Origin of the sequence: Peribacillus sp. NPDC006672, assembly GCF_050274955.1 — a bacterium.
Lineage (GTDB): Bacteria > Bacillota > Bacilli > Bacillales > DSM-1321 > Peribacillus.
The window spans coordinates 234,691-260,858 of record NZ_JBNNOR010000008.1 but is presented as its reverse complement, the minus strand read 5'-3'; the positions used below and the strand labels follow the sequence as shown (position 1 = coordinate 260,858).

At 37.1% G+C, this 26,168-nt stretch carries 26 protein-coding genes and 2 pseudogenes; 6 read left to right on the top strand and 22 right to left on the bottom strand.

Going from position 1 to position 26,168, the window contains the following annotated elements; genetic code table 11:
- Positions 1-179: 179 nt before the first annotated feature.
- From ACQKKK_RS15475 to ACQKKK_RS15460, 4 genes and pseudogenes are all read right to left on the bottom strand, one after another.
- Entirely contained in the window at positions 180-626 is a 447-nt protein-coding gene (locus ACQKKK_RS15475) for a GNAT family N-acetyltransferase (protein WP_427617055.1), read from the bottom strand.
- Between the two features lie 154 nt (positions 627-780).
- Positions 781-1,041 carry a hypothetical protein gene (locus ACQKKK_RS15470; protein ID WP_427617054.1) on the bottom strand — a complete coding sequence of 87 codons (261 nt, stop codon included), beginning with the start codon at positions 1,039-1,041 and terminating at the stop codon, positions 781-783.
- A gap of 381 nt (positions 1,042-1,422) precedes the next feature.
- Positions 1,423-1,884: pseudogene (locus ACQKKK_RS15465) on the bottom strand (putative iron-sulfur cluster-binding metallochaperone).
- A 113-nt stretch (positions 1,885-1,997) separates the two neighbouring features.
- Positions 1,998-2,357: pseudogene (locus ACQKKK_RS15460) on the bottom strand (terminase TerL endonuclease subunit); the annotation flags it as partial.
- Positions 2,358-2,719: 362 nt separating this feature from the next.
- Here ACQKKK_RS15460 and ACQKKK_RS15455 point away from each other — a divergent pair.
- Complete coding sequence (locus tag ACQKKK_RS15455; RefSeq protein WP_427617052.1) at positions 2,720-3,178, top strand: hypothetical protein; 459 nt, start codon at positions 2,720-2,722, stop codon at positions 3,176-3,178.
- A 205-nt stretch (positions 3,179-3,383) separates the two neighbouring features.
- Here ACQKKK_RS15455 and ACQKKK_RS15450 read toward each other — a convergent pair whose 3' ends face one another.
- The 4 genes from ACQKKK_RS15450 to ACQKKK_RS15435 all read right to left on the bottom strand — a co-directional run bounded on the left by ACQKKK_RS15450 (position 3,384) and on the right by ACQKKK_RS15435 (position 6,277).
- Entirely contained in the window at positions 3,384-3,587 is a 204-nt protein-coding gene (locus ACQKKK_RS15450; RefSeq protein ID WP_427617051.1) for a hypothetical protein, read from the bottom strand.
- 566 nt (positions 3,588-4,153) lie between these two features.
- Positions 4,154-4,273: a YjcZ family sporulation protein gene (locus tag ACQKKK_RS15445; RefSeq protein ID WP_427617049.1), complete on the bottom strand. Its 120-nt coding sequence runs from the start codon at positions 4,271-4,273 to the stop codon at positions 4,154-4,156.
- A gap of 190 nt (positions 4,274-4,463) precedes the next feature.
- Positions 4,464-5,794, bottom strand: a protein-coding gene (locus tag ACQKKK_RS15440) for an IS3 family transposase (RefSeq protein ID WP_427617047.1) whose coding sequence is annotated in 2 segments (ribosomal slippage) — positions 4,464-5,407 and positions 5,407-5,794 — 1,332 coding nt in all. Because the reading frame shifts where the segments join, the coding sequence is not laid out codon by codon here.
- A gap of 195 nt (positions 5,795-5,989) precedes the next feature.
- Positions 5,990-6,277, bottom strand: coding sequence for a YolD-like family protein (locus ACQKKK_RS15435; RefSeq protein ID WP_427617045.1), 288 nt, complete (start codon positions 6,275-6,277; stop codon positions 5,990-5,992).
- An 851-nt stretch (positions 6,278-7,128) separates the two neighbouring features.
- On the opposite strand from ACQKKK_RS15435, the gene ACQKKK_RS15430 reads away from it, so the two are divergent.
- Both ACQKKK_RS15430 and ACQKKK_RS15425 read left to right on the top strand, forming a co-directional pair.
- Entirely contained in the window at positions 7,129-7,830 is a 702-nt protein-coding gene (locus tag ACQKKK_RS15430) for a hypothetical protein (protein WP_427617043.1), read from the top strand.
- Between the two features lie 15 nt (positions 7,831-7,845).
- A complete protein-coding gene (locus ACQKKK_RS15425) occupies positions 7,846-8,145 on the top strand; it encodes a hypothetical protein (protein WP_427617041.1) in 300 nt (99 codons plus the stop codon).
- A gap of 64 nt (positions 8,146-8,209) precedes the next feature.
- Here ACQKKK_RS15425 and ACQKKK_RS15420 read toward each other — a convergent pair whose 3' ends face one another.
- Positions 8,210-8,698, bottom strand: a complete 489-nt coding sequence (locus ACQKKK_RS15420; RefSeq protein WP_427617040.1) for a LysM peptidoglycan-binding domain-containing protein — start codon at positions 8,696-8,698, stop codon at positions 8,210-8,212.
- A 564-nt stretch (positions 8,699-9,262) separates the two neighbouring features.
- On the opposite strand from ACQKKK_RS15420, the gene ACQKKK_RS15415 reads away from it, so the two are divergent.
- Both ACQKKK_RS15415 and ACQKKK_RS15410 read left to right on the top strand, forming a co-directional pair.
- On the top strand, positions 9,263-9,631 hold the full coding sequence (locus ACQKKK_RS15415; protein ID WP_427617038.1) for a hypothetical protein: 369 nt from the start codon (positions 9,263-9,265) through the stop codon (positions 9,629-9,631).
- A complete protein-coding gene (locus ACQKKK_RS15410; protein ID WP_427617036.1) occupies positions 9,585-10,433 on the top strand; it encodes a tyrosine-type recombinase/integrase in 849 nt (282 codons plus the stop codon). Before ACQKKK_RS15415 ends, ACQKKK_RS15410 begins: the two co-directional genes overlap by 47 nt.
- A gap of 115 nt (positions 10,434-10,548) precedes the next feature.
- Here ACQKKK_RS15410 and glnA read toward each other — a convergent pair whose 3' ends face one another.
- The 4 genes from glnA to hflX all read right to left on the bottom strand — a co-directional run bounded on the left by glnA (position 10,549) and on the right by hflX (position 15,037).
- Complete coding sequence (gene glnA, locus ACQKKK_RS15405) at positions 10,549-11,883, bottom strand: type I glutamate--ammonia ligase (protein WP_427617034.1); 1,335 nt, start codon at positions 11,881-11,883, stop codon at positions 10,549-10,551.
- A 39-nt stretch (positions 11,884-11,922) separates the two neighbouring features.
- Positions 11,923-12,327 carry a MerR family transcriptional regulator gene (locus ACQKKK_RS15400; protein ID WP_427617032.1) on the bottom strand — a complete coding sequence of 135 codons (405 nt, stop codon included), beginning with the start codon at positions 12,325-12,327 and terminating at the stop codon, positions 11,923-11,925.
- Positions 12,328-12,523: 196 nt separating this feature from the next.
- Complete coding sequence (locus tag ACQKKK_RS15395; protein ID WP_427617030.1) at positions 12,524-13,792, bottom strand: aminotransferase class I/II-fold pyridoxal phosphate-dependent enzyme; 1,269 nt, start codon at positions 13,790-13,792, stop codon at positions 12,524-12,526.
- 12 nt (positions 13,793-13,804) lie between these two features.
- Positions 13,805-15,037, bottom strand: coding sequence for a GTPase HflX (gene hflX, locus ACQKKK_RS15390; RefSeq protein ID WP_427617072.1), 1,233 nt, complete (start codon positions 15,035-15,037; stop codon positions 13,805-13,807).
- Positions 15,038-15,223: 186 nt separating this feature from the next.
- Here hflX and ACQKKK_RS15385 point away from each other — a divergent pair, with 186 nt between their 5' ends.
- Positions 15,224-15,832 carry a trimeric intracellular cation channel family protein gene (locus tag ACQKKK_RS15385; protein WP_427617028.1) on the top strand — a complete coding sequence of 203 codons (609 nt, stop codon included), beginning with the start codon at positions 15,224-15,226 and terminating at the stop codon, positions 15,830-15,832.
- Positions 15,833-15,869: 37 nt separating this feature from the next.
- Here ACQKKK_RS15385 and spoVK read toward each other — a convergent pair whose 3' ends face one another.
- The 9 genes from spoVK to ACQKKK_RS15340 form a co-directional block, all read right to left on the bottom strand.
- Positions 15,870-16,826 carry a stage V sporulation protein K gene (gene spoVK, locus ACQKKK_RS15380; protein ID WP_427617071.1) on the bottom strand — a complete coding sequence of 319 codons (957 nt, stop codon included), beginning with the start codon at positions 16,824-16,826 and terminating at the stop codon, positions 15,870-15,872.
- A gap of 402 nt (positions 16,827-17,228) precedes the next feature.
- Positions 17,229-17,462 carry an RNA chaperone Hfq gene (gene hfq, locus ACQKKK_RS15375; RefSeq protein WP_034313436.1) on the bottom strand — a complete coding sequence of 78 codons (234 nt, stop codon included), beginning with the start codon at positions 17,460-17,462 and terminating at the stop codon, positions 17,229-17,231.
- Positions 17,463-17,465: 3 nt separating this feature from the next.
- A complete protein-coding gene (miaA, locus tag ACQKKK_RS15370; protein WP_427617070.1) occupies positions 17,466-18,386 on the bottom strand; it encodes a tRNA (adenosine(37)-N6)-dimethylallyltransferase MiaA in 921 nt (306 codons plus the stop codon).
- A gap of 454 nt (positions 18,387-18,840) precedes the next feature.
- Positions 18,841-20,163, bottom strand: a complete 1,323-nt coding sequence (locus ACQKKK_RS15365; protein ID WP_427617026.1) for a sensor histidine kinase — start codon at positions 20,161-20,163, stop codon at positions 18,841-18,843.
- 556 nt (positions 20,164-20,719) lie between these two features.
- Positions 20,720-22,660: an ABC transporter permease gene (locus tag ACQKKK_RS15360; protein WP_427617024.1), complete on the bottom strand. Its 1,941-nt coding sequence runs from the start codon at positions 22,658-22,660 to the stop codon at positions 20,720-20,722.
- Positions 22,638-23,414 (bottom strand): ABC transporter ATP-binding protein, encoded by a 777-nt coding sequence (locus ACQKKK_RS15355; protein ID WP_427617022.1) that lies wholly within the window; start codon positions 23,412-23,414, stop codon positions 22,638-22,640. The genes ACQKKK_RS15360 and ACQKKK_RS15355 overlap by 23 nt, the downstream gene beginning before the upstream one ends.
- 97 nt (positions 23,415-23,511) lie before the next feature.
- Positions 23,512-24,573 carry a sensor histidine kinase gene (locus tag ACQKKK_RS15350; RefSeq protein ID WP_427617021.1) on the bottom strand — a complete coding sequence of 354 codons (1,062 nt, stop codon included), beginning with the start codon at positions 24,571-24,573 and terminating at the stop codon, positions 23,512-23,514.
- Positions 24,570-25,277, bottom strand: coding sequence for a response regulator transcription factor (locus ACQKKK_RS15345; protein WP_427617019.1), 708 nt, complete (start codon positions 25,275-25,277; stop codon positions 24,570-24,572). Before ACQKKK_RS15345 ends, ACQKKK_RS15350 begins: the two co-directional genes overlap by 4 nt.
- Before the next feature lie 115 nt (positions 25,278-25,392).
- Positions 25,393-25,848 (bottom strand): SMI1/KNR4 family protein, encoded by a 456-nt coding sequence (locus ACQKKK_RS15340; protein ID WP_427617017.1) that lies wholly within the window; start codon positions 25,846-25,848, stop codon positions 25,393-25,395.
- Positions 25,849-26,168 lie beyond the last annotated feature (320 nt).

Sequence of the window (26,168 nt, the reverse complement as noted above, 5' to 3'; positions counted from 1 at the left end):
TACCTTGCGCTTCCTTAGTGGTTGGTCGATGTGTACCCCCACAGTGGACTTTCACCACCTAGATAGTTGCCATGCCTGGCACACAAGAAAAAGCTATCTTAAAGACAGCTCCGATCTTCAGCTAAAGCACCCGTTAAGGGGTCACTTCATTTTCGCGGCATTAGAGCATTTGTAATTGCCTAAAGATTTAATTCCATCCAATAATCTGCTTCAATAAAACCAAACTTTTTATATACCGGTCTACCTAATGTTGAAGCCCCGAGCCAAATTTTTGATACACCTGCGATTCTAGCTTCATCAACTAATTTAGTTAACAAAGTCGTAGCGATCCCTTGTCCACGGTAATTTTCTTTCGTATACATATTCGTGATATAGCCCATTTTACCACTCTTACTTGTGAATGAAGGCGGGAAATCATAGAAGATAATTGCACCCGTAGCAATAGTTTCTTCATTGTCTTCAACGATCCACTCGATTAACGAACCATCACTCATCTTATTGTGAAAAAAAGCATTGAGTTCGCTATCAATATCTTGATTCGGTTCCATCCCTTCATCAACTAATTGCTTTTTTCTTAGATGAACCAATTGATTAATATCATTCATATTTGCTTTACGATAGTACATCTACTCACCGCCCCAACAAATGAATATATTGCTGTACAGAGTGTAGCATATCTCACAGTGGAAGTCACCGACTAACGTAAACATAGAAAAGCTTGCAAGTTCGTGTTGACCATCTTGCAAGCCTAATACCATACAAATATTCAATTCTTCTATATCAAAGATCTAAAATGCAGTTTGAATCGGAAGAGGCGCCCTCTTCATACCAAGCAGGGAAATTCGTTCCCCATACATTGTTATGCAAGTTCACATGCATTCCGCCTGTGGGTGGGGCAAAGGAATGATCAAACTGTAACAATCTTCGTTCACCGGGGCATACAAGCGCTGCATCCAATGTTTCAATTGCTAAAGAAAGCAATAAAAATAGCCCAATTATTAGCACTGGTGGCATTAAAATAAAATATTTCTTTCTTTGCACATTCATCCCCTCCCTTTTGTTTAAAATTAACAAAAACACCACCCTCTTGTTCAACTAAACTGCCCGTTAGCGTAATGATCGATCCTTTTTGGGGGTCACCTCATTCAAAGCTCCTTTTTTATTGTATATAAGATTTATTAAGTAAACTAGCTTGCTGCTAATTGCTATGTTCCTCAACAATCTGGCCCTTTAATGGAATAATATGAATGACGTTTTTAAATAACTTTATTGTAAATTAAACAACTTTAATGTCACTTAACAGTATTCCTTATGGAACTATCCTGCCCCTTTAGTTCATTAAGGGGAAAAGCCACCAAATGGCAGCCCCGGATCTCAACTAACGCACCTGTTAGTGAAATATTGTATGTTACACTTTTTTTGCTAAGAAAGGCTTTTTATATAATTCGTAACATTCCCCAAACAGCAACTTCCTTGAGGATTGTTTACCTCGCACCCACATCGATTTTCTTTTATATTTTTACGAATGTGTTCAATAGGTTTAGGGCTAAGTTCTTGTTTTATTTATTCCTTAATTTTCTCTTTTGTCCAACCAAAACAATAGCAAACAGGCACAATAGAGGATTTATCTTTTTGATGAACAGAAACCTTAATTTCTGACATTAGATACATTTTTTCACCTGTATTAAAATAGACAACATCACATCTTTCTGTTGAACAAAAATAATGAGTTAAACCTGCATTCAAAGAGTCTAATACTGATGGTTTTAGTATTGATTTTAACGTAATTATTTTTACATTTTTCCCTTTTACATTACAAGACGGACACAAATCAGAACGACTATTTTCGGAAACTTGTTCTTTTGTTGCACAACAATCAGACATATTCAATGCCCTCCCTTTGATTATCCTAATAAGAAAACTATAACATTCCTACTTCAACTAACCTACCCCGATAGTTCAACGAGATAATCAACAACATCCTTTTACAGAGCCTATTAAAATTCTATATCATCTAAGAAAAAGTCCACATCATCGACTAGTATTTGATCAGCTTGCCACAGAGCGTAGACAAAAGCTGTCCATCTGTCAGTCTTTCTCCTAACTTAATCTTTTTTGACAAAGTCCTTATTTCCATCATTTTTAACTTTTACAACAATGTTTTTTGTGTTCCACCTCATCAATGGATTATCTCCAAAAATAATACGTTTTTGGGCAAAGAGCATTTCAATTCTAGGAGCAAGTTTTGCATAGATTGCATGAGGGTTTTGTATATATAAAACTTTGAACCCTGCTTCTTCTAATGCTTGTTTTACAATATCCAGACGGAACGTATCCCCAATAATAATATTTAGCCCACCTCGTCCATGAACTGCATTATGAAAGCTATTACAAAGAATTAAGGTTAAACCCACCAAAGGATAATCCTTAACTACTTTGATATGACGTACACCATCAGCCTTACGAGACTTACTACGTTCTTTCTGGCATTAGTGGTTTGTCTCTTTTTTAATACAGCACGCCTTTGCTTCATCCATTCTCTTCCTTTACAGATTCATTAGGCTATCAGATTGTATTAGCATAATAACATTTCCTGTTTTCATCACATACATCCCCTTCTTATGTACGTGAAGTATATACCTTGTTATAATTAATTAAAGTAAACTTTATTGATCGGAGAGATTTTGTGATAAGAAAATATAAATGGTGGATAGTCATATTGATTATTGCGATATTAGCATGGTCTTCTTATGATTTTTTTAGTAAAGATAAAAAGACGGCAGAGGAATTTGCAAATAAGCTTTACTCTTACCCACTTCCTCCGGATACAGAAATTATAGACAAAGGTTTTGATTATGGAGTTTCATATGGTGGAGGACCTTGGGGTAGTGGAGGTCAACCAACTGTTGTTGCTTATATGAAGTTATCCTCTGAACTAAGCGAAAGAAAATTAATTGACTACTATAAAATCAATAGTTCTTTAAAAGATTTTGAAGTTTACTTTAAAGGTGACGAAGAAATTATAGAAACATTTGATGGAAAGAAGAGTTGGTATGAAGGGAAAACTCCATCAAATCCAAGTAAAAAAAGTAACGAAGGGGAACCTATTGAACTTATTGTTCAAAAAAGAACAATATTTGAATCTCCTTTTGGAGATCTTTCTGATATATTTCATTAAAAAGAAGCCAAGAATAAATGAAGTGAGTTTTTGTTCTTCATCAGAAACTTTTTCAATATTAAGCAGGTAGTTCCTTACGGATTGGGCCACTTCTGATTCAGTAAGAAGCATTCCTAATCTTAGCAAACCTCTTCTATTAAGTAATGTCAAAGATGGAGAATTTTTAACTCTGGTACATCGTGTACCAGACCCTCTTTAAACTCCTTTAGTACCTTTCCCTAAGAAGTCTTAATTCACCATAGTCATTAAATTCACTTCTATGGCGCTTTACTACACCTCTTATAGTTTCAACAGAAACCTCGTAATAATCTGCTGCGCTTTGAAGAGTCATTTCAAATTCGTCTGTAATAAATGCAACAGACTTAACTTTTTCTAAAATCTCGTCACGGTATACATATTGATCACGCATTGTTCGACTTTCAATAAGTACAAGTCAATTTTCCTTAGTTATGTCTGCTTCTAATTGCTTTTTTTTAGCCATTCACACTCACTCCTTTAGACCTATAATTATCCAGTAGAAGATGTCTACGAACAACTACTATCGTTCAAATCGAGACATTTGACCTAATACCACCTCATCATGCTAATTGCTAAATAAATATTTTTGGAGGGCTTTTAACCCCTTGCCCCGCCAGCAGCCACCGCAAACTAGCTGCATCAGCATAAACAACATGCCTGTTTGACTACTCGAGTAATGCACTTTGATATGGGATATGTGCGTCTCGCAGGAATTACTTCCTGAGATAATCTTATAAAAATGACAAGAAAAAAAGGCCCTATTTTAGCAGCCTTTTTCTCCTGATTTTGTACCTATTTTTGTCCATGGTTTTTATTAAGAATCAGGAAAATACGGATTTACAAAGTTAAAAGCATCCCATCTGAAATAGAAATAAAAAATAAAAGGCTGACCAAAAGTGATGTCAGCTTATTATATTCTTAGCAACATGCACCATTTCCATAGGCTGGGGCGTATCCTCAGCAATAGCCGCCACAAAAACTAGCTCCAATAATGACTAAGAGGATAAATAATACAATTAATAGTGCGAAGCCACCTCCAAATCCACATCCACCATCAAATCCATCACAACCAGACATACAATCACTCCTTATTTGGGTTAAGGAGGAACTTATTTGGGTTAATTCATTCTATGCTCTACATAGGTTAATGATACAATTAAAAGACAAAAAAGACCGAAATAAAAATGAACTGCACCCCAATTGTTAGACACCATCTAACATGAACTGTGCCCTTTAAAATGGACAGTCATAAAAAAAGACCTATAAATTAAGCAGCTAATAGTTGACTCCCGTATTGTGCGGGAGTCATTCTATTTAGGCTCCATTGGTAACGATTTGTATTGTAATCTTCCATATATTCTTCAATTAATTGGTGTAACTCATCAAAAGTTTGACACTCCAAATAATCCACTTCATCTTTAAAATGGCCAAAGAATGATTCCATAGGGGCATTGTCCCAACAGTTTCCCTTTCGGGACATAGATTGTTTCAGCCCTAGTTCTTTCACTCGGCGCTGGAACTCAGGGTGTGTATAATGAACGCCTTGGTCTGAATGAATGATCGCTTCAGGATGAATCAGATCATTTAGGGAATCAGAGAGCTTCTCCAATGTGTGATAGACAATCCCCATCTTGAGACTTCTAGATAAGTGAAAAGCGATGATTTCTCGTGTAACCGCATCATTGACACAAGAAAGATAAGCTGGTTGTCCAGAACCATAATAAACGTAAGTAATATCTGTAAGAAGAACTTTCCTCGGTTCTCCTTGGTTAAAGTTCCTATTTAAGTGGTTTGTAACGGCCTTATGCTCATGAGTGGCTTTCGATATTTTCTTATAGGGTTTCGCTTGACGAATTATGGCTTTAAGATTGAACTTATGCATGAGCCTTCGAATCTTTTTATGGTTCATCGTGACAAAATACTTATTCTCTAAAATCATTTTGATGGTGAGGGCACCTGCTTTTTTCTTCTTGGCCTCAAATACTTCCTTAATAAGTTCATAATCCTGCGTATCTTTCTTCTCGTGAGTCAATCGAATCTTTTCAGCATGTATCCAAGCATAATATCCACTACGACTGACTTCGGCCATTTCACAAAAATAACGGACCATATTGGTAAGATTATATTGGCGAATGATTTGGTCAATTAACGTAAATTTTTCACTCGTTGTCATTTTCTCCTCTTCGAAGCCTGCCTTTCGAGTTCGTCTAACTTTTTTAGAAATTCAAGTTCAGCCTCTAAATATTTAATACGAGCTTCAGCCTTTTTTAACTGATCTTCCTGTGAATACTCCTTGGATTTTGGTCTTCCTGTACTTCCTTTCCCACGTCGCTCTGTATAGAAGCCATCCTCCCCATATTGTTCAAACGTTTTTCTCCAACGTTTTAAGCAGCCTTTTGGTTTATCCGATCCAATCATATCTAAATCAAAGCCATGTTCGATAAAGATTTGGGTAGGTGATTTACCAGCTTGATTCTCTTCAACAGCCTTTACCTTAAAGTCTGGATGATAAGCAATCGAACGATCTGAAGCCTGTTTCACATGTGGATTATTTTTTAAATCCTTTATTTGAAATTCATTAAAATTAATTTTACTCATTTTGATTTCCCCCGCCCTATATCTGAAATGATTATAAACGGGGTTCTAGTAAAAAGACATAGAAAAACCCCGAATAAGGGACTTTTTTTACTGTGTCCATTATTCGGGGTATAGTTCAATTAAAGAAGGGCCTTTTTATATTAATCTTCTACGATCACACCGATAATCTCATCAAATTGAATTTTCTCAAAGGTACTATCTTTCTTCTGAATACGTAACTCTTTCGTGATTGGATGTATGTACACAGTATCCTTGCAAATCATGCGGATTTCCCTCGTTATGCAATCTAAAACTTATCGGTAAATGATATTCCATCGCATAATGAATGTTGTTTTCAAATTCTTCAAGCTGGTATTCAACAAGGACAGGTTTTTTATTCAGGAAGAAATCAACCTCACCCATTTTTTTATTTAAAGCTTTATGTTCCGGCATAATTAACGCTGCTTGCCATTTAACGAGCCCTCTATCACGAATTGTACTCATCAGAAAGATCCCTCCTTTACATCTATTATACCCAAACAAACGTTCCCGAGAAAGACAGAAAAAAATTCCTTCCCCAATATGGAAGAAGGGCTTTTCTAAATGGCATCAAAAAATTGTGTATATTGTAGTACTAATAAAGTGGTTTAAATCTGCAAGTTTGAACCGGCATGGCTACGTCTAAAAATGACCTCCATGAAAAAAAGCCTGCTTATTCAGCAGACTTTCCCTCGATTATATCTTTGAGGAAATGGAAATTGAAAAAATCCTGAAAAAGAAACTAAATAAGATACGAAAGCATTTATGTCCACTACCGAAGCTACCGCCGCCACCGGTTGTATGTGATCTCTTGGTGTATGTCGCCTTATATCTTTATTTAGTAAAGTTTATATTCTAGTCTATGCTTGGCTCTAAGGTTTGGTATAGGCAGAGGGAAAACTAATGGAGGAATGGGCAGATCCGAGTATTGTAAAAGAATTTAAATTTAACATCTTTATTACTTCTATACATATCTAATTTCATTAAAACATTAAAACTGAATATTTCATTAGGAGAAACAGGTACGTCCGATTGAACCTGTGGATGATTTACCTTTTTAATTCCCTATTAAGGGAATTTTTTTATGTCAACAGAAGGCCTTTAGAACTATCATCCAGAAAACAAAATGAATTAATGGATTTTAATGAAAATGTGTACATTTCCACTATATAGGTAATTCTGATTATTTTATAAATTAGTACACATTTCCAGATAAATGTATTTTACAATATTACTTGTAATAAAAAACACAGATTAGGATGATCTTGTAAGATGAAAACTAAATATAATTATATTTTTGAGGAGGAATCGTAGAAATGCAAGTTTTGAAGAAAATTAGACTTTCAGTATTTACAACTTTAACGGCTGGCGCATTAATTACATTTACTGCTTTTGGAACACCTTTAAGCACGACTGCAGCAGAAAATACGGAACTTTCTAAAGCAGAACAAGAAGAACTAAATACCGTGTTAGAACATTTAGAACTTGATGAAGAAAATATTCAAATCAAAATTGTCAACAAAGATGAATTAAAAGATGTTCTTAACGATTCTAGAGTTTATAATCAATTAACAAATTCAGTTAATCAACTTAATAACATCTTAAAGTATGTAAAATTTGATGAAGATGAAAATCAATTAGCCATTAAGAATAAAGTTAAGGTAAAAGCTGATCTTGATTCTACTACATATAATCAGTTAAAATCTACAGTTAAACAATTTAATCAGATTATGGATAGTCCAGAGGGTAAAGAATTGCAGGAACAAGTTTTTAAAGAATTAGGTGTAAGTAAATCATCCGCAAATATGGCTTCTATTCAAGGATCATCTTCAGATATGGTTTCTATTCAAGGAGTTAGTGGTTGTGGAGCAGCTTCAATCGCTGGCTTTGCTCATACTACTGCTTTTACAGGACTAATGACTGTTGCAGGAGTAGGTGGACCTGCAGGATGGGCTGTTGGAGTTGGAGTTGGAGCCGTGTGGTTAGGTGCTTCTGCTGCTGCTGGCTGTTTATCATAATAAGGTGGTGATAACATGAATCCTGATAATACTTTTAAAGAGTTTTTAGGCGGTAGAATTGATCTATTTTCAAGAGGATCTTTCCAAATGTTTACATTTTTAATTTTATTCTCTCCACTTTTCACACATGCATTTAAGGAAAATGTATTATTGTATGTGATGTTTTCTATACTCATTACAATCAATAATTTAGGAGTCGAATTCTTCTCAATCAAAAAAAGAAGCCCAGAACCTAAAAAATATATGCTACTATTTCTAAGTATTAGTTTGCCTATTGATATTTTGTTACTATGCTTATTCTATGTTTTAGGTTAACAACGATTTTAGATTAGAGTATTAAAAAGTAATAAAGCCCCTCCCACACGAGAAGGGCTTTTCCTTATTTCACACGTAATTTTTGACCAATCTGAATTGTATAGTTGCTATCAAGACCATTCCAATCCTTGATTTGTTTAATCGTGCTTCCGTATTTTACTGCAAGAGCAGATAACGTGTCACCTTTCACAACTGTGTGATAAGTAGCCGTTAAACCACTTATAATAAGGATGCTTCCAATTTGTAGGGCACTTGGATTAACACCTGGGTTTAGTGCCTGAAGATTTGCCACCGTATTTATTAGCGATTGAATAAAAGTATCTCCTTTTACAATTGTGTGAGTGTTTCCGGATACCTCATTATCCTTCATTTTCAGATTAAACGATTTAACTATTCCATTTACATGGCCTTGAGCCAATGCTTCAAGGAAGGCACTCTTTTTTAGTTGGGCCGCATCGGAAGTATTATCAATGAATCCATTCTCAGTCAGTAAAGCTGGCATTGTAGATTCCCGCAGCACGTGAAAATCACCTGTTTTTTTTACCGCGGTCATTCATGCATTCTCCTTTTTAGAATGATAAGCAGGATTTTCGGTATGGGTTTTTAAGCCATACTCTACGCATATAGTTGGACGCTTGTCCCAGTCTTGATACATCCCTAAAATCACAGAAGGAGATATTTTAACACTCACCCTTGTATGCCGAATCATTTCTAGGTAATCATCAATAATCTTTAATTGATTTTTGGAATACCTAAGACGCAAATTTTCAATTTGTTCGGGTATATTGTTTTTATTACTTTCCTTTACTTTCCTTTCCTTTCCTTTCCTTTACTTTGGGGATTAATGTCACCATTTACTATGTTTGTTTTATCATTAATGTTTACATTAACTTCTTGATTGTCTGCATTAACTAGAGAAATTGAAATTTTACTAGAGCCGATATGTTCGCGATAATCTATCAGCAAAAATTCTTCGTGAAGAGTAACAGACTTTCTCCGGACAATCGCCTCTATATAACGTGTTTGAATGCCTTTTGACGTTAATATCTCGTATTTATCAAATGTTTCTTGGTCAAGTCAATGATTTCCGGCTAAAAATTAAAGGATGTGAATCGTTGTGGCTTACTATCAAAAACTCCCTGCTAAAAATAAACAGGGCTACAAATGGAAGTGTACTGACGGTCCTCGCAATCCGGCTACTGGTAAAAGAACTCAAATTATACGACGTGCAGATACAAAAAAAGAAGCTGCTTTTAAGGTACAGGAAGCCCTTAAAGACATTAATATAAATAACGGACAGGCTTATAACAAAGATATTCTATTTAAAGATTACTTGCTTGATTGGTTAATCACTTATAAAAAAAACGCAGTGAAAGAAAATACTTACAGGCTTCATGAGCGAAATGTCCAAAAAAAAAATCCTTCCGTTAATTGGTCATATGAAAATAAAAGATCTAACTCCAACCATTTATCAAAAAATCGTTAATAAACTCGCTGATCAAGAACATAGTAAAAGAACCGTAGAAATCATCCACACTACTCTTTCTAACGCGATGAATAAAGCCGTTTCTCTTGAAATGTTATCTAAAAACTCTTGTTCTGGAGTTATTATTCCTAATAAGACAATAAACCAAATAAAAGAAGATGATGATTTAGAATATCTAACCAAAGAAGAAGTAATTAGATTTTTAGAGGCAGCTTTAAAAGAAAATTGGAGCTATTTTATTTTATTTAAAACACTAATCGATACTGGTTTAAGAAAAGGTGAAGCTTTAGCTCTCCAGGTACTGGATTTAGATTTCACTGATAATAAAATTAAAATCTACAAAACTTTAAATTATGATGTTTTGGATATTGATAAAATGTTCGGTCCACCTAAAACTGAAACATCTTATAGAAAAGTTTTAATTGATGAAAGTCTTACTACTCTGTTAACACGTCATGTCATTAAGCAAAAGGAAATAAAACTGAAATTGACAGAAAGGTATCATAGAGAAACTAATCTTGTTTTCGAACGCGGGAATGGCCTCCCCTATTCAAAATCCACCTTACACAGGGCCTTTATTCGCATTTGTAGAAAAGCAGGAATTACAAAACATATAACCATTCACGGTTTACGACATACCCACGCTGTTTTACTTCTAGAATCTGGAGCCAGTTTAAAAGATGTGCAGGAACGCTTAGGACATAAATCAATACAAACAACAGCAGATGTCTATGCTCACATGTCAAAGAAACTCGAAGAAAAAAGTGTTGATGGATATTCTAACTACATGAATTATGCTTAATTGAATATGAAATGTGGTCAAAATGTGGTCAGCCAGCCAGTTCCCTTTCATTTTATAAAAATAAAAAAAAGCCTTGGTAACTGAGAAACTCAGTAATACCAAGGCTTTGAAACTATTAATACATTGACATATATTGTTCGCGTTCCCATGGGTGAACTTGTGTGCGGAACATATCCCACTCGATTTCTTTTGCTTCGATGAAGTGTTCAAGTAAGTGTTCACCTAGTGCTGATTTGATAACTTCATCAGCTTTTAATGTTTCCAATGCAGCATATAAAGTAGCTGGAAGATCAACGATGCCTACTTCTTCACGTTCTTCTTTATTCATAACATAGATGTTGCGATCAACCGGAGCTGGAGGAGTCAAGTCGTTTTTGATGCCGTCAAGACCAGCTTTCAGTATAACAGCAAGTGCCAGGTATGGGTTTGCTGCTGGATCGACACTACGTACCTCTACGCGAGTACTCACTCCGCGTGAAGCTGGGATACGAATTAATGGGCTGCGGTTTTTAGCAGACCATGCAACATAACAAGGAGCTTCGTAACCAGGAACTAAACGTTTATATGAGTTAACAGTAGGGTTTGTTACCGCAGTGAAGCTTGGAGCATGCTTAATGATACCTGCGATAAATTGCTCAGCTGTTTTACTTAATTCCAATTTTCCTTCTGTATCATAAAATGCATTTTGTTTTCCTTTGAATAATGAAACGTTACAGTGCATACCAGATCCATTAACACCGAACAATGGCTTTGGCATGAATGTTGCGTGTAAACCATGTTTACGCGCAATCGTCTTTACAACCAATTTAAATGTTTGGATGTTATCACATGCTGAGATTGCATCCGCATATTTAAAGTCAATTTCATGTTGTCCTGGAGCTACTTCATGGTGGGATGCTTCAATTTCAAATCCCATTTCTTCAAGCTCAAGAACGATATCACGACGGCAGTTTTCTCCTAGGTCAGTAGGTGCAAGGTCAAAGTATCCGCCTTTATCATTCAATTCTAGAGTAGGCTCACCTGCAGCGTCCAGTTTGAATAAGAAGAATTCAGGCTCAGGTCCAAGATTGAAATCTGTGAAGCCCATTTCTCTTGCTTCTGCAAGAACACGTTTTAGGTTAGCACGGGGATCCCCATCAAAAGGTGTTCCATCCGTATTGTAAATATCACAGATCAAACGTGCGACTTTACCTTTTTCGGAAGTCCAAGGGAAGATAACCCATGTATTTAAATCAGGATATAGGTACATATCAGACTCTTCGATACGAACAAAACCTTCAATGGAAGATCCGTCAAACATCATTTTATTATCAAGTGCTTTTTCCAATTGACTGACTGGGATTTCAACGTTTTTAATCGTCCCTAAAATGTCAGTAAACTGTAAACGAATGTACTTAACATTTTCTTCTTTCGCTAAACGAGTGATGTCTTCACGTGTGAACTTTGCCAATTTTTATTCCCCCTAATAATCATTCATAAATCATATTTTTTATTGAAAAAAACGAGACATATCCCCTTGTCGAAGTGATGTTCGATGCTTACTTCCTTGTAAAAGCTCGGTACGCAGAAGCTTGCGAAGCTCCTCATCACTAAGGTCATGTCTTATTTTATCCGCTTGTTCTAAATCTTGAGTCTTAGGTAAATTCTGTTCCTTTACAGTGAAAATTTTTTTTATGCCGGCCAGATTGACTCCTTGTTCGATTAAGTCTTTAATCTCAAGCAGTCGATCGATATCGTTTAAAGAAAAAACCCGACGATTTCCATCTGTTCTCATAGGAGTAATAAGTTGATGCTCTTCGTAATACCGAATTTGGCGTGCAGACAACTCAGTTAGCTGCATGACGATTCCGATGGAAAAAAGAGGCATCGAACGCCGAATGTTGTTGCCGCTCATTCTTAGCATCCTCCTTTTGTTTATCTTAAAATAATCATATAACATGTTATTAAACATGTCAATCTCATGTTACATTTTGTAACATCTTTTTTTCGGAAGAGTTTAATGATTTGTAACTACTCAAATATTACGACTATTGTTTTTGGCAGGAATCCAATTGATTTGGATTCCCATTACGTATCTAACATATTCTCATTTACAATTGGATTAGTTTTTTATCCATTAACGCATTCACAGCGGTCAATACTGCTATTTTAACATGGGCATAGGTCAAGCCGCCTTGAACGTAGGCAACATACGGAGCCCTTGTTGGACCATCTGCCGTCAGTTCAATGCTTGCTCCCTGTATAAAGGTGCCCGCAGCCATGATTACATCATCTTCATATCCTGGCATATATGCAGGATATGGTGTCACATGTGAATTGATTGGCGATGCATATTGGATGGCCTGACAAAAGGCAACCATTTTATCCCGGTCATCAAACTGGACAGATTGAATCAAATCTGTGCGCTTCGCATCCCATCTAGGATACGTATTCATACCGATTTTTCCCAAAAAGGCCGCAGTGAACATGGCTCCTTTTACAGCTTGGCCCACGACATGTGGTGCAAGGAAGAAACCTTGGTACATTTCCTGCAGACTATAAAGCGAAGCACCTGCTTCAGCCCCTATTCCAGGTGATGTTAATCGATAAGAGCAAGCTTCAACAAGGGCCTTTTTCCCAACAATATATCCACCGGTTTTCACTATCCCGCCACCGGGGTTTTTAATCAGCGAACCAGCCATTAAATCGGCTCCAACATGACATGGTTCTTGTGTTTCAACAAACTCTCCATAACAATTGTCCACGAACACGACGATTTCCGGGTTAATGGCTTTAACAAAGGAAATCATTTCCTTAATCTCTTCAATCGTAAAGGAAGGGCGTGTAGCATACCCTTTTGACCGTTGTATACCGATCATCTTCGTATTTGGTTGAATGGCTTGTTTAACGGCTTCGAAATCAACGGATCCCGCTTCCGCTAATGGAACGGCCTTATAGCTGATTTGAAAATCGCGCAAAGATCCAATCCCCGATCCCCTGATACCAACAATCTCTTCCAAAGTATCATAGGGCTTTCCAGTTATGTATAACAATTCATCACCCGGGCGCAATATGCCGAACAGAGCAGTGGAGATGGCGTGTGTGCCTGAAATAATTTGCGGGCGCACCAATCCAGCTTCCGCACCAAAAACCTCTGCATATATCAATTCAAGCGTATCGCGCCCCATATCATCATATCCATACCCAGTTGTCGGGATGAAATGGGAATCACTCACCCTATGTGCTTGATAACTTTGTAATACACGAAATTGATTTTCTTCAATTCGTTCGTCCACTTGCTTATGTAACGGAGAAATCATTGCTTCCACTTCCTGCGCAATGTTTTTCAACACTTCTCCATTTGTTAACTGCTGATACATCAAACTTCCCCTTTATAATGAATATTTCTCAAGCTGCCCGGTTAATGGATGATCAGCTAGACAAAAACCTTTGCATTCATATCTTTCCGATTCTTCATTAAAGGAGAGAGTGCGCAATATGGTTTCATTTTTCAGCTGTGATAATAGTTTACCCTCACTCGACGGCAGGAAAACATAATACGGGACCATTTCTTCAATCACGTATTTTTCAATTTCTTCCATGATTTGATTCAAGTCCGATTGTTCATAGGCACTTATCATTAATGAATCATGACTTGATGACCTTACAAAATCAGCATGAATCCGATCTTTCTTATTATACAACGTTAACTGTGGAATGGAAGGCACTTCTAAGTCATTTAGCAAATCCTGCACCGTTTTCTGATGATTAAAGTAATCTGTACTTGAGGAATCGACCACATGGAGCAATAGGTCAGCTTCTTTCACTTCTTCCAGAGTCGAGCGGAATGCGGCGATTAAAGATGTCGGCAAATCTTGAATGAATCCTACCGTATCCGTCAGCAGCACGGTAAATCCGCTGGGAAGAATGGCTTTTCGTGTCATGGGATCCAGTGTAGCGAACAACTGATTCTCTTCGAATGAATCCGCCTCCGTCAAACGGTTGAACAGCGTCGATTTGCCTGCATTCGTGTATCCCACGAGGGCAATTTGAAAGGTCTTATTACGTTTCCTTCTATCACGATAGCGTTCACGATGCTTGACAATGCCACTTAATTGTTGCTTGATTTCATCTATTTTCCCACGAATGTGACGACGGTCGCTTTCCAGCTTCGTTTCTCCAGGGCCCCTGGTGCCGATTCCGCCTCCAAGCCTGGACATTGCGGTCCCCTGTCCGACCAAACGCGGTAATAAATATTGGAGCTGAGCAAGTTCAACCTGCAGCTTCCCTTCCCTGGAACGCGCCCGCTGAGCAAATATATCTAATATAAGCTGTGTCCGGTCAATGATCCTTGCCTCCAATTGTTTCGAAAGGTTCCGAATCTGGCTCGGGGATAGTTCATCATTAAAGATAAATAAATCCGGCTCAAGCTCCTCTTCCAAATTTCGAAGCTCCTCCACTTTTCCTTTTCCTATATATGTAGTTGGATCGACGCTTTCCCTTTTCTGGGTGATGGTCATTAACACCTTACCATTTGCCGTCTTCGCCAATGAAGCCAGCTCATCGAGTGAATATTCAAAACGTTCAGTAGGCTCTGTTGTTTGACACCCAATCAACACGGCCATTTCCTTTGATGATTCTTCCAAATCATGCACCACCTTCTTGAAGATTTCAGTTAATCATAACAAAAAAATTGGCTATATAAAAATTTTCTGAAAACAAAGCTTTTAACCGTTTTAAAAATTCCGATAACATGCTAAAATCAAATTTGACTTTACCATCAAAATCGAAAAGACATAGAGGGAATTCATATGACATGGGAAGTATTAAGCTTCATAGGTACGATTGCATTCGCCATTAGCGGAACCATCATTGCCATGGAAGAAGAGTATGATATTTTAGGAGTTTATATTTTAGGAATCATAACCGCTTTTGGCGGAGGGGCAATCCGGAACCTGCTGATTGGTGTCCCCGTTTCAACGTTATGGGATCAAAGTTTCTATTTTGCCATCGCTATCGTATCCATCACCATCGTTTTTGTATTTCCTGCAAACCTTTCAAGGCATTGGGACAGATGGGGAAACCTCAGTGATGCCATTGGCCTTTCTGCCTTTGCCATCCAAGGCGCAATGTATGCCGTGGAACTTAATCATCCAATAAGTGCCATCATTGTATCTGCTGCATTAACCGGATGCGGCGGCGGGATACTTCGTGACGTACTTGCCGGAAGAAAACCATTGGTCTTCAGAAAAGAAATCTACGTAGTATGGGCCATCATTGCAGGCTTAGCTTTAGGCAGTGGTGTATTATCCCAGTCTTGGCAGTTTTATTCGCTCTTCGCTGTCATTACGATATTGCGAGTCCTTTCTTACACTAATAATTGGCATCTCCCTAATAAAAAATGGGTGCCTAAGACATAAATTTGAAAAGCCCGCCATTTTGGTGGGCTTTTCCATGTCATTCTTTCTCATCATCCTCAAAAATCAAATCTTGGCTGGTTAGGGTCAGTAAATCGGCTTTCTCAAACGAATCCTCCAGTAAAAGCCGCATCGCCTGTGCCCTAATCGACTTTTCAAGAACATTTCGGATATAACGTCCGTTAGAAAATGAAATAGGCCCCCGGAATGAACGTAATATGATTAAATGTTCTTTTAATTTCCTTTCGGCCTCCCGATTCATTAGATATTCCCTTTCCTGCAGCATCCGATCGGCTATTTCCATTAACTGATCAATCGTATAATCCGGAAAGTCAACAACAAGCGGGAACCTGGAATGAAGGCCAGGATTTAAGCTAAGGAAATAATCCATTTCCCTTGAATATCCAGCAAGGATCAAAATGAATTCGTGTTGACGATCCTCCATATGCTTGACAAGCGTATCTATGGCTTCTTTACCAAAATCCTTTTCGCCGCCCCTTCCCAAGGAATAGGCTTCATCAATAAATAAGATTCCGCCAATGGCCTTTTTAATTAAATCCCTTGTTTTTTGGGCAGTATGACCAATGTATTCCCCGACCAAATCTGCCCTCTCCGCTTCAATTAAATGCCCTTTCGATAGTACATTCATTTTTTGAAACAACTTACCGATTAAACGTGCAACAGTTGTTTTCCCAGTTCCGGGATTTCCTTTAAACATCATATGCAGCGCTTGCCGGCCAGTCTTCAGCCCCTTTGCCTCACGTTGTTTATTGATGTAAATCCAGGCATATATTTCTTTTATCATCCGTTTCATTTCTTCCATTCCGACCAGCGATTTCAGGTCATCTTCAATCTCTTTCAACGCTACATGCTGTTGGGGGATTTCTTGCACCAAAATTTCTTTTATCGGTAGATCCTTTTGTAGCGCTTTTCTGTTTTCCGCATTAAACACAATATTGATTTGCCCGTTATTTTTCATACGGATCGGTTGTTCCAATGCATTCACCTCTCCATCTTGGACCCCTGACTCCACAATTTCCATTAGATTTATGATGGTAATAGGCATATGTAACATCGCCAAAACTTACCCATCGGAAAATTCATTATTTCTTTTCGTGAATACCAAAGATTTCAGTTTAATTAGCCATATTCCTTTTCTAACGGCGACTTATTCTGACAGGATTTTTTCCTAAGAGGTTTTTTTCGACAAGTTTCATTCCCATTCACCAATTAATATAAGGGAATGTCATTTCCTGCGGTTTCCCGGAAAATAATCCGTCCCTTATATATATTCAAAACAGGTACGTAAAATTATCGATTCTTTGAAAAAGAAACGTACCGTGCATACAAAAAAACAGGTCGCTATAAGCGAACCTGTTTTTCACATTCATATATATGATTATTCCTTCACTTCGTAATCAATCTGAACATTACGTTGTGGAGCAAATGTAGAAATCGCATGTTTATAGACTAACTGCTGTTTGCCCTCTGATTCAAATAAAACGGTAAAATTATCGAACCCTTTTACTTGTCCTCTAATCTGGAACCCGTTTAATAAAAATACCGTCACATACGTACCATCTTTTCGTAATTGATTAAGAAACTGATCTTGAATATTTACTGATTGTTTCATGTATTAGTCCTCCTCTTTTCTCTCTAAATTTATGTATTCGCCTTCATTGAAAAGCTTTCCTGCTATAAACCCAGATATTTCATGTATTTTTTTTGAAAAACCCTCGAGATCGGTCATATTAAACCAATTTACATCCATTTTATTTCGAAACCAAGTCAATTGCCTTTTTGCGTATCTACGGGAGTTTTGCTTTAAAGTCTCAACTGCTTCATCCAATGAAGCTTTTCCATCAAAAAAATCATAGATTTCTTTATAGCCTATAGCCTGGATTGATTGGCAATCCCTCAAACCTTTTTCGTGAAAGGACTCTACCTCTTGAATCAGCCCTTCTTCTACCATCCCATCAACACGTTGATCGATGCGGCGGTACAACTTTTCACGTTCCATTGTCAGCCCAATGATGCATGTATCATATTTAAATTCAGTAGGTTGTTCATTCAGCTGCTCACTCATCGTTTTACCTGTACAATGATAAATCTCAAGTGCCCTGATCACCCTTCTAACATTATTAGGATGAATCCGATTCGCGCTTTCTGGGTCAACGATGCGTAATTGTTCAAAAACAGGATCGATCCCAAACTCCCTTACCTGTTTTTCGAGTCCATCCCTATAAACAGGGTCTGATGGCGCTTCCGAAAATTGATAATCATAAATGACCGATTGTATGTATAATCCTGTTCCACCGACGATAATAGGGAGTTTACCTCTGCTCTGGATATCCCCTATACAAGTATTAGCGCGCTCCTGGAACTCTGCTGCACTAAATGGTTCATCAGGGTCCTTAATATCAATTAAATAATGAGGAATCCCTTCTGTTTCTTCCCTTTTGATTTTTGCAGTCCCAATATCCATCCCTTTATAAACCTGCATCGAATCTCCGCTGATAATTTCACCATTAAATAACTTTGCCATCTCGATGCTCATCTTAGTCTTTCCAACAGCAGTCGGTCCAATGATAACGAGAAGTTTTCCTTTTTGTTGTTTCACATTCTCACTGCCTTATATGATTTTTTCCTATCTTATCATAATCTCGATGAAAGCAGCTAAACATCTACCCATTATGTCCAATTCAGATTCTTTTATTCACCTCTTTTCCTGGAATAATCGTCATCTTGAAATTCCTTTATTCACATTCAATAGTGACCATTATGCCTTCTTTTTTTCATATAAATCAGCTTTATAATACAGATGAAGTTCCCAGCTCCATTTGCCGCATTAGCCAAGTTATAGTGAAACCGGCTGGGACTTGTGGAGAAAAATAAGCATGATAAAGGCCATCCAACAAATTAGAAAATAACTAAAAAAAGGTATGATTCCTTCTGCATTTTGAGGAATCATACCTTTTTTATCATTATTGCGCTTCCCTTTGATTTACAGTTCAGCACATTCTTCCATTTACGGGTATCATCATCGTAACGGTCGTTTCTTTTTCAGTGGATTGTACATGAATCTCTCCATCATATCTGTTCACTAAGTCTTTAACGATGAACAATCCTTGGCCGCGAACTTTACCCTTTTGTGCCTTTTTGGTTGAAAATCCGCTGGTGAATATATTCTCCTGATCTAATGCGGAAATAATTGGCCCAGTGTTCGTGACCATAAACGTATACTTTTCATCATCAGCTTTACATGCAATATTCATTCGGCGTTCTTGCTCGGGCAATTCAATTGTTGCTTCAATTGCATTATCGATAACATTGGATAATAACTTTATCAAATCGATTGTTTTGACCCGATTGAAAGATTTGGGTGAAACATCAATCTCCATATCGATGTTATAATTCTGTGCCGATAGCCTTTTTGTCTCCAACAGGACAGATAAGCCCGGATGAATCACATCCAATTGCATCGATTCTATCGAATGCACTTCTTTTGACAGGCCGGTTAAATAATCGAGTGCTTTTGCGTTCTCCCCTAATTTAAGCAGTCCATGTATCACCTGAATATGATTGGAAAAATCATGCCTTAATGAGCGGACTGAAGCAATAAGCGATTGAAATTCCGATTGATATGTATCTTCCGTATCCCCCACTTCACGTGTCAGTTCTTTTTGATACCATTTTTGAATGACAAAAAAGGTAAATAGCAACATGATGACAAATCCCCCGTTATAAACAAGGATAGCGATGCTGCTTTTCAATACTTTTCCGTTAATGGCATTAATATCCTCTGCACTCACATCAATGCCCAAAAAACCAATAATGGTGCCATCTTGATTTTTCATTGGCACTCCGACAGTCAAATACTCCCCATACTCCGGATCTTCCAGAATCCCGGTAATAAAGCTTTTACCTTCATACGCCTGTTCAACCTGCTTCGAGGGAACAGTACATACACCACCGATAGGAAAATCCCCTTTATGATCTTTAGAAAATCCGGTAATCATAGCTTTAGATACTTTCGGGTTATCAACCATGATGGTATAAACATACAATGCTCCGATTTTTTCACGAGCATCCTCTAAATAAGCTTTTATATCTTTATATTCCCGGCTATTTACTTGGTTATCAAGAAATCGCTGATAGGCCTCTATATCCATTGAGTCGGCAATAGACCTGGCAGTTACCAAGTTTTGATTAGCAACGGATTTTTGCACAGAATTTTTAATGCTTAAATAAGTAGAAAACATATTTAGAAGAATGAAAACAATTAATAAAAGAATGGTCAAATAAAGAAATGCCCTTAACTTTTTATTTTTCATAGGATTAAACTTACCTCGTCTCTAGCAGCTAAAAGTTAACGAACCTTTTATGAGTTTACTATATAAAGGGAAAAAGTAATAGAAAAGAATCAAAAATCCACGATAACCACAGGCATACAGGACTATAATTAATCAAGTAATTTACATATTATCCACTTCTTTTTTGACCCAATAACTATTTAAATTTCAATTTACGCTAAATCAACCATTAAATATTTCCAACAAAACAATTTATCACCATATATTTATTATATTAATATAACTTTATATAAGAACACGAAAAAAGGAACAGATCTGATTTCAATATATTAGCCTTAAAATAAATAATTTTACCCTTTATATGAAAATATTACAAGAATGTAAAGATTTAATCTATAATATCTCAACAAAATTTCATATATTTCATTCAGATACCACGAAAAAATGAATTAATCCATTTCAATAGTACTTTTTAACTGATTTATCATTAAAGTAAAACGTTAATTCAAGAGTAGGTTTTCCTTAATTGAAAAATGGAATCAGAGCCTGTTCCCTGATTCCATTTACATATGATAGCTTATTTAATGGTATTAATGACTGCCCGCTCATACATTCTTTTAGTTACTTGATAATATAGCATTTGAAAAAGAAAATATGTACCGATGACCATAACCGAATAGCCAAACAAATTGGAGCCCAATAAATTGCTTAATGAAACGTAGGCTACTATGGCATGAATCATCCCAATCACAAAAGGAGCAAAAAAGAGGATCCGTATTTCCGCACTTAAAATTTTCCGTATCTCTTTTTTTGTTAGGCCCAATCGGTGAAGGGCATGAATTTGGATTTTTTTATCTTCTAAATTCGTAAAAACTCGCAGATACATCATGCTCCCTTGGACGATAAAGAATAATAAACTGACAAATAAGCCGATAAATAGTATCAATATGCTCCCCTGTTTCATTTTATGATAAAGCGGAGCTCTTGTTTGCAATTGATGATGGTCAGGATTGTTAGACATTTTTTCGATTTTCTCAGATGTTTCTATTGAATCTTCCCAATCTTTAATTTCATACCCTCGTACTCTCATCATCTCTTTTAAAGGCACATCAGCAGTTATTTCATTAAACAGCTGATCGTCGACCACCATAAGAGTTGTTGCTGATTGGATCGGGGCGATCATGGATTGATTACGCTGATCCGTCATTGTTACCTGTATGATCTGTTTACCATAGTGAAGCTCCTTTTGTTCGCCCTTTTGTACGAATTGATATTCCATTCCTCCATAAGGAAAAATATATAACGCTTCTTTTCCAGATAACTTTGCCGGATCTAGTTTTCGCAATGCAGCCGCTTTGTTATAATCACTTTCCGAAATTAATAATGACCTATTTTCATTGGCTTCTCCCGTTCTCATATGGGGAACCATGTGGGTAATGGGCACACCCTTCATATTTATTTTGTAAAGGATCTTGAACCCATCTTCTTTTAAGGTTTTCTCTACTTCGGATGGTTCAATGACGGAATAAATTGAAGCGTCATTTTCAACCCAGCCAATTGATTGTGGAATGTTATCCATCCCTTGCTTCTTTAAATCTGCACTGAACATGAAAAGTGTTCCTGCAGCTGTCAGAATGACGGCCGTAATGATCGAGGTTAAAAAGAATAACCTGGAATAATCCTTAATATTGAAGATCAGGTTTGTTTGCGTAATTAAATTCGTTCCATCATATAAACTTTTCTTCTTCCGATAAAGCCTGCTGCATAGAGCGACAATACTTTGGCTGAATAAAAAATAAGTGCCGATCAGTACGAAAAATAAAATGGGCAATACTCGAATATATGAATTATTCAATGACATCGTGACTGCCAAATAATAAGAAATACTTAAGCAAATTGCTGATAGTGCAACTAACCACTTTGAAACGAAGGGCCTCTTTTTTGGTTTTTGTTTATCTTTTAGTAAATCGACTACCTCCGCATTTCCAATGCGAGACAATGAAAGGAGCGATAATATCTGGAATAACAAAATGAAACCAACAATCGTATAAACGAAAGCCTTAGGGACAAAGACAAACGATAATGGTTGCTCTACAGCCAATAACCAAGAAACTATCATTAAGAATAGCTTTGAGAACAAAAAACCCAATCCTACCCCAATCATGATCGATAGGAGCGAAACAATCGTTTGCTCCAGGTAAATCAGTTTTCTTAGTTGGGATTTTGACATTCCAAGTAGTGTGAGCAAACCAAACTCTTTTTTTCGCGGCTGTATGAATGCGGCATTCGAATATGCGATAAAAAAAACTGAAAATATGATGATCACTATTTCAGCTGCAATGAGCCCCCTACTAATAAGCTGTCCCCCAGGGATATTCGTATGGACAACATCGGGGTGAAAGATGAATGATGCATAAATAAAAAAGATTGAAACAGAAAGGACAATACTGAAAAAATAAGCAAGATAACGTTGGGCATTTCCTTGGATATTTCTCTTAGCGAGAAGCCGGATGTTCATGATAGACTCCCCCCAAAACACTTAACGTATCTAAAATCCTACGATAGAAACTTTGTCTTTCCCCTCCAGTATGAACCTCCGAAAAGAACTTGCCATCCTTAATGAATAGAATCCGGTCACAGAAGCTCGCAGCAGTCGGGTCATGTGTGACCATGAGGATGGTTGCACCCTTTTTCTCCTGAAGTGTCTTGAGGGTATCCATTACCTGCTTGGCAGACTTGGAATCCAAATTACCCGTCGGTTCATCCGCTAAAATAATGGATGGTTCATGTATCATCGCTCTTGCACAAGACGTCCGTTGCTGCTGGCCCCCGGAAATTTCATAAGTCCGCTTTTCTAAAATTCCTTCTATACCAAGTAGGTGTGCCAACTGATTTACCCTAATTTCCATTTCATGCTGTTTAAAATGGTCTAACGCTAAAGGAAGAAGGATATTTTCGCGAACCGTAAGTGTATCAAGGAGATTAAAGTCTTGAAAAACAAACCCAATCTCCCTCCTGCGAAACAAAGCTAGATTACGATTGCTTAATTCACCAGGATTTTGATCATTTAGAATGACTTTCCCCGTTGTTGGCTTATCAATCGTAGCCATTAAGTTAAGCAGAGTGGTCTTCCCGCTGCCTGAGGGGCCCATCACTCCGACAAATTCACCTTTTTGTACATTCATGCTAAAATTATCTAACGCTTTATGAAATAAATTCCCTTGCTTTTGAAAATATGTTTTGGATAATTGCTCCGCATTTAAAATCGACATCCTGCATACCTCCCTTTCTTACCGTAAGTATAATGAATAAAGCGGGAGGCTCCCATCGAAGTTTATTACATACCGCTTTAACAGCCTTACAATTCTGTCACCTTTCATGTAAGGTATTTATACTAAAGAGAAATTCCACTGTAGTCCCTTCGGATACAGCCGATCGAATGGTAACCACATGCCCAAGTCTATTAACGATTTCCTTCACTAGATAAAGCCCCATTCCAGTTGACTCTTGTTTGGCACGCCCGTTTTCTCCTGTAAAAAATGGATCAAACACACGCTTTACATCATGTGGGACAATTCCAATGCCTTGATCAGATATCCTAAGGAAAACCTCCGACTCTTTTTCAACAATGTTGAACGTTATGCTATCATGCTCTCCCTGCCTTGAATACTTAAGTGCATTAAAGACAACCTGACTAATGGCAAAGTGGAGCCACTTACGATCCGAATGCACATATAAACTCTCATGCTCCGTTTCAAGCCTGGGATATATGAACCGTTTAATGAACTGTTTCTTTTCCTCGTTAATCACTTGCTTGACTAGTTCAATTAAGTCAACCCGCTCCGATTTTATATCCTCCGAAAAACGCTGCAGCCTTGCTCCATGCAATATAATTTCCAGCCCTCTGTGAAAACGATCATTTTCTTCTTCAATCTCTTTAAGATAATCTTTCATCTGCTCATTCGAAAATGACCTTTTCCCTTCTTGAACCAGTAAAGAAATGACCGAAACAGGTGTCTTCATTTGATGAACCCATTGGTGAATCAACAGCTCATATTGCTCCTTTTGTTTGATTTGTTCTTGCAATTGTTCATTTGTTGCCAGGTTCATTTGGAGAAAAAGCTCCATCCACAACTTTTGTTCATTTGAAAGGGGATCCCTAAAGGCATCGACAAATTCAAACGTCAAGCTCGGTTCTAGCTTCAACCTTACTAACTGATTAAGAAAACGGTAATGCCTTATGTAATCGATCGCTAAAAATAGTAACATCGTAAACAACGCAAGAATTAATAAATAGATGATATTGGAAATCGATATGTGATTCCCCGCTTCAAGGACTGCTAATGCATAAGCAATAATAAGCAGGCTCCCCAATAGAACGGTATAAAATATAAAATAAAGACGGTCTTTTATGTAGGATTTTAGCTTCACGTTACTTCACCTTGCACTATTTTAAGTCGATATCCTTTTCCCCTGCTGGTCGTAATGGCCTGCTTCACGCCAATATCCTCAAGTTTTCTCCGCACTCTAGTGACATTGACAGTCAAAGTATTGTCATCAACAAATGAATCATCATTCCATAGGGCTTCAAGTAAATCTTCACGGGAGACAATGGTGTCATACTGTCGTAGTAAACAACTCAATAATTTTAACTCATTTTGAGTTAACGTTACCTGATTGTGTTGAAATTCAATCATCGCTTTTTCCGTATAAAGGGTTAATCCGTCCATTTTCTTTACTTGATGGTGGAATGAAGATATTTCTGCATATTCACCATAAACCCTGCGAAGGACACTCTTTATTTTCGCTAGCACCACTTCCAAATGAAACGGTTTTGTTAAATAATCATCTCCCCCATATTCAATGGCCATGACTTGATTCATTTCATCTGTCCTTGCAGATGTAAATATGATGGGAACCTTTGAAACCGTCCTCATTAGTCGGCACCAATGGAAACCATCATAATATGGAAGATTAATATCCAATAAAACCAAATCCGGCCTTATGTCTTGAAACTCCGCAAAGACTTGGTCCAATTGCTTTACTTCAAAAACCTCATACCCATACCTTTCTAAATAATTGACCAAGATCCCAGCTATCTTGACATCGTCTTCAACCAATAAGATTTTATACATCTTTTCCTCCTCTTTAAAATAACAATCCTTACTATCACGCTAATTTCCGTCCCATTTTGAATTTACAATAAAAAACCTTGAATGGCCTGAGCCAATCAAGGGGATTCAAATAAAATTAGATTTCCTCCGGGATTTTCAATCCCTCAATGAAAGATTGAAAACTCTCTGCAACTTTATAAATATTTTCATCCTGGCCTGATGGATCCGAATACCACCCCTGATCCCAGAAGTACACTCCCTTTTCCTCTTCGTTATTTATCAGCAAAATTTTACCTGCACACGTATCATTACCTATTATAATGCAATTCTTATGTAAGTCTTCTCTGTTTTCTTCATGGCATTTCTGTAAATCCAGTTCTTTATCCTGAAGATCTAATCCATAAAGTACATTTAAGCAAACGAGTGTGTCTAATGCATCTACATAAAACCTACTGTTTTTCACCGCAGTTGTGCCGCCATTATTTTTAAGGAGAAATTGTTTATAATCTGCAGGGATTTCAAAACCCACAAATTCCTCAAAATTATTCACTACTTCTTGTGTCGCTTTACCATATCCAGTAATATTCACCATTCTATCAACTCCATTTCAGATTATTGTAGCAACATACAAAATCAATTCACCACCAGATGATCTTATTCTGTAAGCCATATTCACTTGCTGATTGCTGTAATAAAAAGGCAAGGTTTTTTAGATTCCCTTAGCCAAATGGAACTTGGACCCCATTACAATCTAAACGATTTTTTCAATGGAGATTCATGAAAAACAAATTATTCCTCAAGATTAAAAAAATGACACTTTTTTAAATATATTAACATAATTTTACTATCCTTTTCAGTATTTTCTGATATATTTTTCGACAATTTTGTTGCAATTATCTCCACTTAAGAAAA